Genomic DNA, 10,021 nt, shown 5'->3' with positions numbered 1-10,021 from the left:
CGGTGAGGCTTTTCTTAAGCATGGCGCGCTCTCGTGCTTAAACGAACTGTTCTGCCGGCTGGCCGGCCAGCAAGATGGCTGCGTGTGTCGGCGCAATATCCGCATGCTTCGCGGGCGCCGTCAGTGCAGTCAACATCGCGTGATCATTGAAGCGGAAGAAACACAGCAACTGGTCTGAAGACGCCAGCTTGACGACCTGTGCCAGCGTGAGGCCTGACAGAAGATCGGCGAGTTCTTTTGACAACCCGAGTCGAAACATCCCGATAGCACGGTCATCACGCAGCATGCGCTGCGCAAGCATGATGTACGACAAGTTGATTTCTCGAATCGAGTCCAGCGTTTCGCGACCGTTCATGATGTTCCTGCGTTCGATATAAACCCCGAGCACCGTGCCGAATTTTTTACCGGCTTTCTTTGCCTAGCCAAACGTTTGTTCTGTCGGGCTACATTCAAACTTGTTTCAGCTAGTTACATCTTGTAACAACACTGTGAAACGGATTGTAAGTAGCGTGCATCGGGAAATCAAGCTCATCTCAATAATAAATTTCCATAAAACAACACTGCGGATCGGTAGTTTTTTCTTAACTTTGTAACAGGAAAAAGTGACCGGTTTTTAGCGTTGTTTTTGCGCCGCTGCTTTTGCCAGATAAATTGCTTGGCTTTTGATTTTATTAAGGAAAAAACGCCTACCCCATTCACTCGGTTGACACGATTTCACAATTAACAGGTTTATGTTTAGCCGGGATTTGTTACAACTGGACTCAGGATTTTAGGAATGCGCCACAAGGAAAACCCGCATGGCGCTTCTGTCGTCCGCCTTTCAGTTTGCCGGGCTCGATTTGCAGAAAAAAATTATCGAAACGGGAATGGGCGAACTTGTTACGGGCGGTTTGTAACAACAGGGCAGTCCCGGATCGACGGGAATTTTTTATCCGGCTTGAGCGGCGCCGACGCATGATGCGTCCGCGCCGTTGAAACAATTGACGCTGATCAGCGTTGCGGCACGCCTTCGCGCCACTCGCCCCAGTGCATGGCAATGTCCTGCACCAGCGGATTACCCGCCCGATACAGATTTTCGATAGCCGGCGTAAAACCGCCTTGCGCGGCATAGTTCAGCAGATTGTCCGAGGCAGTCTGTCCTTCATAGGGCCGGTCAAAGTCCGAGCCTGTCCGCACCGCCGCCACGCGGTTCAAATCCACCTTATGGGCGCTCGCCGCGCGCTTCAACGCTTCGTACGTCGCGTTGTCCTCCTGCTGCGTCGTGCAATAGACGCCTTTGCCGTCAGTGAGCAGCCTGGTCCAGTCGCGGGCCCGTTCGCCGATATATTTCCCCGACCACCACGTGTCTCCAGCGAGCGTGTCGCACTGGATCACCTTTGGCGGCTGGTTGGCCGGCGCATAGCCGAACTTCGCGCGCGCAGCCTGGGCTTCGGCGCTGTCGGAGAGCACGGCATTCTTCGATAACGCATACGCCGCATCGGCGAGTGCCGGGTTCAACTGGAACACCTCGGTCTTGTAGTCGAGCGGTGGCTTCTCTGCAGGGCTCTTCGTATTGATGCCGAGATAACCGCTCGGCCAGCTATCCGGCTTCTCGCGGGCATCGACTTCCCACTGGATTCCGAAGTCGACGAGATATTTCGCCCACGCCGCCGATCCGACCGTTCCTTGTATTGGATCGATACCGGCAATGCCCGCGATCATGAAGTACGTGCGGCGCAGATCGAATTTATCGGAGAAGGTCAGCGCCATCAGCGATGCCGCGGCGTTCGCGTGCCCCATGCCCGTGGTCATGACGCAGATCTCCTGCCGGTTGCAATGTACGACCGGGTAGTCCGGCGAGAGGCCGGGCACGCTGATCGTCTTCCAGGGACCGAGTTTGTCGAGCCAGACCTGACCTTCCGGCCCGAACATGGAAACGATCATGACCTTTACGTCCTGCCCTCCATGATTGCTGCTGCGAAAGTCGTCGGAATCCTGCGCAAACGTTGACGCACACGCGCTGAAAGCAAGCGTCGCGGCGACGGCAGTCAAGCTCGATGCGGGGAAATGTTTGAAGATGCGAGGAAGACACGAGGAACGGACATTTGATTTCATCTGGGCGGCACCATAAGAGGATGTGGAAACACAGGTGAAACGCGAGGTGAATTGTTGATGTGTAACGCGCATGCCAGGTAAGACACTGTAAGGATCACTCGCCGAAAGCATTATAGAAGCGCCGCGTGCAATACAAATTGCTGCAAGTACGGATTACGCACTACCCTGCAAGGCATCTTCCACGGGTTTCAAGGATCTCCATGCATGCCACCGCGGCTTCAAAAATGATCGATGCGTTTCACGCGAGTCATGTAGAGGAACGGCAAGAGGTCGAGATGTGGCTGGAGACGAACGGCGATTGCGCCGTCGCGTTGGAAGCGGTGTGGTCGGAAGGGGAGCATCACCGTGGACATGCACGAGCGGCAATGGAACGGCTGGTCGCGCTGGCCGACCGGCATGGCGTGATGCTGTCGCTCGTGCCAAAGCCGCTGGCGCTGAAAGGTGATGGCGTGGATCGCGCCGCGCCGGACGGCGCGGCGCTCGAGGCGTTCTACGAGCGGCTCGGCTTCGAGCGATCAGGCGGCGAGTTCGAAGGCTCGCCCGTACTCGTACGTGCGCCGCGCAAAGTGGATTGATCGGCTTCGCTGTCGACGGCCGCGTCGTTGTAGGGATCACGCCCTGCACTGTCCGTTGCTTGCGCTTGTGCGGGCGCATTCAGCAACTCGCCCTCTTCGCTGCCCTTCGAACGCGCGGCCAGTTCCTCGCCGTCCGCGCTGTTGAAGATCAGGAAGTTGCGCTGCGGATTGGCAATCTCGATACCGGCTTGCGTGAAGCGATCCACGATGCGCCGGTTGAACTCGCGCTGCACGCCCCATCGCGCGGTATCGCGGCACTGGATCTGGCCGGCGAGCGTGACTGTCGAGCCATCGACCGCGTCGACGCCCCAGAGGCTGAAGTCCGAGAGAATGCCGTCCTTGAATGCATCGTCCTCACGCAGCGAAGCGCCGATCTCCTTGAGCGTATCCGATGCCAGTCCGATATCCTGCCCGAGCGCAATGCTCACGCGGACCGCCGCATTGCCAATGCCGCGATTCGTATTGTTCACCGTCGATACCGAGCTGAACGGCACGGTGAAAAGCGACCCGTCGCCGCCGCGCAGGCGCACGGTCCGTATCGACAGATACTCGACCGTTCCCGACACGCCCGCGAGCGTGACCGAATCGCCGACCTGCATGGCGTTTTCCATCAACAGGAAGATGCCGGTGATCAGATCCTGCACGAGCTTTTGTGAACCGAAGCCAAGCGCCACGCCGAAGATGCTCGCGCTCGCGAGCAACGGCCCCGTGTTCACGCCGATCTCGCTGAGTCCGGTCATGACAACGACCATCGCGATCACGATGAAAAGCGCCGTGCGCATCATCGGCAGGAGGGTCTGGAGCCGCGCGGCGCGCAAGCGGTCGCCGCTCGCGGTCCAGCGCTCGAGCCGCTGCTCGACCAGCACGTTGGCGCCTTCCCACACGATCACGGCGAATAGCGCAGCCACGGCAATCGTGATCAGCGCCGAAGCAAGCCTGTGTCCCACGCCGCCCGATGAAAACAGCGAGAAGACGTGCAGGCCCCAGACCTGCAGCAGCGTCAGGACGAGCCCTATGATGATCAATGTTTGCAGGACGCGCCGCAGCAGCGGGTAGTAGCGGTATGCATGCCGGTGCGCGATCGACTTCGTTGCGAGATCCTCTTCTTCGGCGGCCGTGTGGAACATGTGTCCAAGCGCGCCGAACACCACGATCGCGATCACGCGCGCGGCGACGAGCACGAGCAGCGACACCCCGAAAAGATGAAACAGCGTGCGGTAACCGTTGTGTACGTCGAGTGCCCAGACAAACCACAGCGCCATCACCAGGAACACGGCGGCGACGGCCCACATGTCGGCGATCCAGTTGCCGAACAACACAAACGGGCGGCGTCCGCGCATGCTGTCGCGAATCCATTGCGCGACGGTCACGCGACATTTCAGTATCACGATGGCAATCAGCACGTGGACCACCAGCGCAACCGCCTTGATGATCGAATCATGTGCGACGTTGGTCAGTCCCAGCGGCGCGGCGCCCTCGGCAAGCGCAATGCCCGCACCCGCGACCGAGACGATCGCGACCAGCCAGTGATGTGTAAAAGCGGCGGATTCATCGCTCATCTGAATGAGGCGCAGACCCGGAGCACGCGGCGCGAAGAAGAACCCGCTCGCGATCACGATGCCGCGGCAGATCAGGTAGACATCGACGAGCGCCGCGACGGAGCGGCCCTGGGGCGTGCCCTCATCGATGAAGATGGACATCAGCACCGTCGCCGCAATCGTGAAGACGATCAGCGGCAGCAGCGCGAGCAGGCTGTGCAGGATCGCGCTCGGCAAACGTTGCAGCAAGGTCCAGTGACGCGCGGCGTGGCGCACGCCACGGGCGGTATCGGCCTTTTGCTCTGCAATCTGGATGGCAACCTCGTTGCCGGAGCGTTCCGCCACGGCTTCCGCATGCACGGCCGCGCGTTCGTCCTTCTTGAGCTCGGGCTGGGTGTCATCGACATCGACGATTCCCCTCGCCGCAATCCGCGCACGCTGCCCGCGCACGAGCCGGGCGCTCAGGTATTCGAGCAGCAATGCAGGCAACAGCGATACGAGGATGGCCCAGAACACCTCGCCCACGAGCGCCCGGCCGCTTTCGGTCGCGGTGCGCTGACGCCACCACTGGATGACCGATCCATAGTCGAGGAGCGCCGTCACCGAGCGGCGCAAGCCAGTGCTGATCTCGACCATCCAGGAGCTGGCCTGGTGCGTGATCTGCGACGCAAGTCCGTTGCTCGTCAGCGACTTCGCCAGGACGCCCGCCGCGCCCGATGCACCGGACGCTGCGGACGCGTCGCTCGCAGCGGTTGCGCCGGAGGCCGCCGCGGCATCACTCGCCGATATCGGCACGGCAAGCGCCCCCGCCGCCGCGACGGCGCGCAGCGTATCTTCGATCTGGCTGCGTCGTGCGGGATCGTTGAGCACCGCCAGCGCGGTGCGCGCCTGTTCGGGTGTCAATGCCACGGGCGCCTGCTTTGCAGCGCTGCTTGCGCTGGTTGCGGCGATTGCCGGAAAAGACAAAGCACCGTTCAGGGCAAACGCGAAAAGAAGGGAAATGGAAAGGACAATTTTGCGCATAGGCGGGATGAGGAACTCTGTTATGGATTCCGCAACGGATGCGCTCGGCCTCGAGCACGATTGAACCTGCGGTCATCGCAGTACAAGCTGGAATACTTCGTGCATGAAAGGTCTGATCAAAACTACCGGACCTTCGCATGCGAGTCCAGAACCAGCCAACTGCCAGGCTTCTGACGGCCGCCGCGCTTGCCGCGGCCGGACTGCTGCTAGCACTTCTCACGCCCGGGCGTGCAGTTGCCGCCCACACCCCGGGTAGCGCAAGGGACCTGAAAACCGCGCCGCCGGCGGCGGCGTCGGTAAGCGACCCTGGTAGCATGATGACACTCGATGAAGGCACCACGCAGCTTCCGGCAACCGGCAACACGCAATTGCCCGATACACCGGACACGCCGCGGCCGCACCACGATCGCCCTCCGGCGCATTTGCCGTGATCGTTTTGCAGGCCCGTCGCGTCAGGCCTGCGCTTCTGTGCGGTCTTCGGTTTTCGTTCCTGGCGCGCGTGCAATGTCCGGTTCGAAAAACACCCAGCGCGCTTCAGGAAACGCGCGCTGCAGGTCCTCTTCGATCACGTTGATGGCGTCGACCATGGCGCGGCCGCTTTCGTATTCCACCATCTCGGCCTGCACCGCGACCACGATCTGCTTGCCCCACTGCAGCGTGATCAAGTTGAGCACGCGGACGATTTCCGGACGCGCGCGCAGATGTGCATCGATCGCCCTGCGCACTTCCGGACTTGCTGATTCACCCACGATCATCGACTTGACTTCGCGTGCGACCAGATACGCGATCACCATCAGCAACACACCCACGCCGATGGAACCCGCTGCGTCATAAACGGAGTTGCCGGTGATCATGGTCATCAGCACCGCGCAGAACGCGATCGCCAGACCGGCCAGCGCCGCGACATCTTCGCCCGTCACGACGATCAGCTCTGATTCGCGCGTTTCGCGGAACCATCGCCAGAGCGATTTGTTGCCGGATGTCTTGCGGATCTCCTTCAACGCGCCGGCAAGTGAAAACGCTTCGAGCACGACGGAAATACCGAGCACGACCAGCGCAACAATGGGATTCGTGACCGGCTCATGCGCCGAGATCCGATGCACGCCTTCATAAACAGAGAACGCCCCGCCGACAAAAAACAGCAGCAACGCAACGAGCATCGAATAAAAGTAGATCTCGCGGCCCGAGCCGAGCGGGTGCAGCACGTCGGCGGGCGCCTGCGAGCGTTTGAGCCCGAACAGGAGAAGAAGCTGGTTGCCGCAATCGGCGGTCGAGTGAATCGCTTCGGCGAACATGGAGCCGGAGCCCGTGAACGCCGCCGCGCCGAACTTGCACACGGCAATGCCGAAGTTGGCGGCGAGCGCGTAAAAAATGGCCTTCGGCGATTCTTCTTTCATCGGGCTCCCGGCGAGTGTTCAGGTTTTTTGAACATGATGAACTTGGGTGGAAGTCGCGGATTCAGACCACTTCGACGCGGCTTTCGCCGTCGATCATTTCTCCGATCACAGCCGCTTCGTCGAAGCCGTCCGCGCGGAAGATGGCGAGGACTTCGTCAACTGCTTCAGGCGCACACGATACCAGCAGGCCGCCCGAAGTCTGCGGATCGGTGAGCAGGGTTTGTGCCATATCGTGCAACGACGACGCGAGCCGGATGTCCTTGCCATACGCCGCCCAGTTGCGCCCCGATGCGCCCGTGAACACCCCCGCCTTCGCGAAAGCCTCGACGCCCGGCAGCCACGGCAGATCGCTGTAGCGGATCCGCGCGGTCAGCCTCGCTCCCCGGCTGAGTTCGAGCGTATGGCCGAGCAGGCCGAAGCCGGTGATATCGGTCAGCGCATGGACTGCGTCCAGCGCCGCGAGATCCGCGCCCGGCCGGTTGAGCTTGGTCGTGGCGGCGATCATGGCGGCGTACCCCGCGGCATCGAGTTGATCCTTTTTCAGCGCCGCCGATAAAACCCCCACGCCCAGCGGTTTGCCGAGGATCAGCACGTCGCCGGCGCGCGCGGCCGCGTTGCGCTTCACCCGCTTCGGATGCACCAGTCCGATTGCAGCAAGACCATATATAGGTTCGACCGAATCGATGGAATGGCCGCCGGCAACAGGAATGCCCGCCTCAGCGCAAATGGATTCGCCGCCCTTGAGGACGGCTGCGATAACGTCGTGCGGCAAAACGTTGATCGGCATGCCGACGAGCGCCAAAGCCAGGATCGGCTTGCCGCCCATCGCGTAGACGTCGGAAAGCGCGTTGGTTGCGGCGATGCGGCCGAAATCGTAGGGGTCGTCGACGATCGGCATGAAGAAGTCGGTCGTCGCGACGATCGCCTGCTCGTCGTTCAACCGGTAAACCGCCGCGTCATCCGCCGTGTCGTTGCCGACCAGCAGATCGGGAAACAAGGCCATGGGCGTGCTGCGCTTGAGCAGGTCGGCAAGGAGCCCCGGCGCGATCTTGCAGCCGCAGCCGCCGCCATGGGAAAGGCTTGTCAGGCGCGGCGACGGGTGGGCGTTCAACTTGATTTCAGTCATTCAGAAGGTCCGGCGAAGTAACGGGCGAACGACATTATGGTGTCTGTTCGGGATCGGCGGGAAAAGCCGGATTTTCGGGAAGGAGCCGTAACTCCGCGTTTACCTTCACTTATAAAAAACATTTTCATATGTGAAAATCAGCGTTGGAATCGAACGGAATGCTGCGTTCGATGGAACCTGACAACGTGAAAGGAGCGGCAATGGTCAAGCGGGTCGAAGGCAAGAATGTGGTGGTGACGGCGGCTGGAAACGGCATTGGGCGGGCCTCGGCGCTGATGCTGGCGGCAGAGGGCGCAACTGTCTGGGCTACCGACATCAACGAAGAAGCGCTCGCAGAACTCGCGCGTGACGCCGGCGCGGGCTCGACCTTGCGCACCGCGCGCCTGAATGTGCTCGATGCCGCCGATATTGCCGCGTTCGCCGCGAACACCGGCCCTATCGACGTGCTGTTCAACTGCGCCGGCTTCGTGGCCGACGGCAACATCCTGAAGTGCGACGACAAGGACTGGGATTTCAGCTTCGACCTGAACGTCAAGGCCATGTACCGGACCATTCGCGCTTACCTGCCGGGCATGCTGGAAAGCGGCAAAGGCGCGTCGATCATCAACATGGCATCGGCGGCGTCGAGCGTGAAAGGCGTGCCGAACCGCTTCGCATATGGGGCATCGAAGGCGGCTGTGATCGGCTTGACGAAGTCCGTTGCCGCCGATTTCGTCGGCCAGGCGATCCGGTGCAACGCGATTTGCCCGGGAACCATCGAGTCGCCGTCGCTGCGCGGGCGTATCGCGACGCAGGCGGCGGCGTCCAACGTGGACGAAGAGAAGGTTCGGGCAGCGTTTGTTGCGCGCCAGCCTATTGGACGCGTTGGTCGTGCGGAGGAAGTGGCGGCGCTCGTCACCTATCTCGCCTCCGACGAATCCGGATTCACCACCGGCACAATCCATATGATCGACGGCGGCTGGTCGAACTGATCCGCGCTCCTGCCGATAACAACTACACACCTCAGGAGACCGCCCCATGTCGGGATCGATTCCACTCGCCGGGAGCGCGGCAGAAGCCAGCGCGCTCGAAGAAAACGCGTATCGCAAGGCTGTCTGGCGGATCGTGCCCTTGCTGATCGTCTGCTTCATCTTTGCGTACTTCGACCGCGTCAACATCAGCTTCGCCAAACTCCAGATGCAGGGCGATCTCGGCCTCTCGAACGCTGCGTATGGTTTCGGCGCGAGCATCTTCTTTGTGGGTTATTTCATCTTCGAGATCCCGAGCAACCTGATCCTGAGCCGCGTCGGCGCGCGGGTCTGGATTGCGCGGATCATGATCTCGTGGGGCATTGCGTCGGCGGCGATGATGTTCGTGACATCGGAGACATGGTTCTACGTGCTGCGCTTCGTGATCGGCGCGACCGAAGCCGGGTTTCTGCCCGGCATCATCCTGTACTTCACGTACTGGTTTCCGGCAAAGCGGCGCGCACGAATCAATGCGCTTTTCATGACGTCGATATCCATTTCCGGCGTGATCGGCGGCCCGTTGTCGGGCTTCATCATGACGCGCTTCGCGGGCGTCGGCGGACTTGCCGGATGGCAATGGCTGTTCGTGCTCGAAGGCTTGCCGACGGCGCTGCTCGGCTTGCTCGTGCTCGCGATTCTCGATGACCGTATCGGCAACGCAAAGTGGCTCAGCGCCGAAGAAAAAGCCGTCATGCAGGCCAATATCGATCGCGAGGATCAGGGCACGTCGCATAGATTCATCGATGCGATGCGCCAGCCCGGCACCCTCCTGCTCTCGCTGATCTATCTCTTCATGCTGATGGGTTTGTACGGCCTCACCTTCTGGATGCCGCAACTCATCAAGAACACCGGCATCACGAGCCCCATGACCATCGGCTTGCTCACAGCGATTCCGTATGCGGCGGCCGGCATCGGCATGGTCGCGCTCGGAAAGAGTTCGGACCGGCACGGCGAGCGCCGCTGGCATCTCGGGCTGGCGGTGGCGGTGGGCGGTATCGGTTATGCGCTGAGCGCGTACTTCGCGCACGACACCACGCTCGCCATGATCTCGCTCGTGATTGCGTCGGTTGGCGCGATCGGCTGCCTGCCCGTCTTCTGGACCCTCCCGCCCGCGTTTCTCAGCGGTACGGCAGCGGCGGGCGGCATCGCGCTGATCAACTCCATCGGCAATCTGGGCGGGATCATCAGTCCGTATCTGGTCGGCAAGGTAGTCGATCTCACCGGCGCCACGTCGGGCGGCCTGGCGCTGGCCCGTCCTGCC

General features: G+C 61.3%; 9 protein-coding genes. 4 read left to right on the top strand and 5 right to left on the bottom strand.

The window, feature by feature from the left end:
* Window positions 1-37: 37 nt before the first annotated feature.
* On the bottom strand, window positions 38-355 hold the full coding sequence (gene flhD / locus ACFFAR_RS14915; RefSeq protein ID WP_056362507.1) for a flagellar transcriptional regulator FlhD: 318 nt from the start codon (window positions 353-355) through the stop codon (window positions 38-40).
* 635 nt (window positions 356-990) lie between these two features.
* Window positions 991-2,094, bottom strand: coding sequence for a purine nucleoside permease (locus ACFFAR_RS14910; RefSeq protein WP_174362448.1), 1,104 nt, complete (start codon window positions 2,092-2,094; stop codon window positions 991-993).
* A gap of 200 nt (window positions 2,095-2,294) precedes the next feature.
* Between ACFFAR_RS14910 and ACFFAR_RS14905 the strand changes: the two genes are divergently transcribed.
* Window positions 2,295-2,669, top strand: coding sequence for a hypothetical protein (locus tag ACFFAR_RS14905; RefSeq protein WP_062002562.1), 375 nt, complete (start codon window positions 2,295-2,297; stop codon window positions 2,667-2,669).
* On the opposite strand, the gene ACFFAR_RS14900 is transcribed toward ACFFAR_RS14905, so the two are convergent.
* Window positions 2,585-5,116, bottom strand: coding sequence for a mechanosensitive ion channel domain-containing protein (locus ACFFAR_RS14900; RefSeq protein ID WP_375508061.1), 2,532 nt, complete (start codon window positions 5,114-5,116; stop codon window positions 2,585-2,587). The genes ACFFAR_RS14905 and ACFFAR_RS14900 overlap by 85 nt on opposite strands.
* Before the next feature lie 251 nt (window positions 5,117-5,367).
* Here ACFFAR_RS14900 and ACFFAR_RS14895 point away from each other — a divergent pair, with 251 nt between their 5' ends.
* A complete protein-coding gene (locus tag ACFFAR_RS14895; protein ID WP_174362446.1) occupies window positions 5,368-5,661 on the top strand; it encodes a hypothetical protein in 294 nt (97 codons plus the stop codon).
* A 21-nt stretch (window positions 5,662-5,682) separates the two neighbouring features.
* Here ACFFAR_RS14895 and ACFFAR_RS14890 read toward each other — a convergent pair whose 3' ends face one another.
* Window positions 5,683-6,627 (bottom strand): cation diffusion facilitator family transporter, encoded by a 945-nt coding sequence (locus ACFFAR_RS14890; RefSeq protein ID WP_062172319.1) that lies wholly within the window; start codon window positions 6,625-6,627, stop codon window positions 5,683-5,685.
* 61 nt (window positions 6,628-6,688) lie between these two features.
* Entirely contained in the window at window positions 6,689-7,753 is a 1,065-nt protein-coding gene (gene selD, locus ACFFAR_RS14885; RefSeq protein ID WP_174362445.1) for a selenide, water dikinase SelD, read from the bottom strand.
* A 200-nt stretch (window positions 7,754-7,953) separates the two neighbouring features.
* Here selD and ACFFAR_RS14880 point away from each other — a divergent pair, with 200 nt between their 5' ends.
* Together ACFFAR_RS14880 and ACFFAR_RS14875 are read left to right on the top strand one after the other, a co-directional pair.
* Window positions 7,954-8,724 carry an SDR family oxidoreductase gene (locus tag ACFFAR_RS14880; RefSeq protein WP_174362453.1) on the top strand — a complete coding sequence of 257 codons (771 nt, stop codon included), beginning with the start codon at window positions 7,954-7,956 and terminating at the stop codon, window positions 8,722-8,724.
* A gap of 46 nt (window positions 8,725-8,770) precedes the next feature.
* Window positions 8,771-10,021 (top strand): MFS transporter (locus ACFFAR_RS14875; RefSeq protein ID WP_375508060.1); only part of this gene is annotated, 1,251 nt, incomplete at its 3' end.

The sequence above is a fragment of the uncultured Caballeronia sp. genome, from assembly GCF_964243625.1.
Classification (GTDB): Bacteria; Pseudomonadota; Gammaproteobacteria; order Burkholderiales; family Burkholderiaceae; genus Caballeronia.
The sequence above is the reverse complement of the archived record's forward strand: the minus strand, read 5'-3'. Positions and strand labels throughout refer to the sequence as shown.

Coding starts and splice junctions, on each gene's coding strand:
- ACFFAR_RS14910 (WP_174362448.1), bottom strand. CDS start 2,094: ATGAAATCAAATGTCCGTTCCTCGTGTCTTCCTCGCATCTTCAAACAT.
- selD (WP_174362445.1), bottom strand. CDS start 7,753: ATGACTGAAATCAAGTTGAACGCCCACCCGTCGCCGCGCCTGACAAGC.
- ACFFAR_RS14880 (WP_174362453.1), top strand. CDS start 7,954: ATGGTCAAGCGGGTCGAAGGCAAGAATGTGGTGGTGACGGCGGCTGGA.
- flhD (WP_056362507.1), bottom strand. CDS start 355: ATGAACGGTCGCGAAACGCTGGACTCGATTCGAGAAATCAACTTGTCG.
- ACFFAR_RS14905 (WP_062002562.1), top strand. CDS start 2,295: ATGCATGCCACCGCGGCTTCAAAAATGATCGATGCGTTTCACGCGAGT.
- ACFFAR_RS14890 (WP_062172319.1), bottom strand. CDS start 6,627: ATGAAAGAAGAATCGCCGAAGGCCATTTTTTACGCGCTCGCCGCCAAC.
- ACFFAR_RS14895 (WP_174362446.1), top strand. CDS start 5,368: ATGCGAGTCCAGAACCAGCCAACTGCCAGGCTTCTGACGGCCGCCGCG.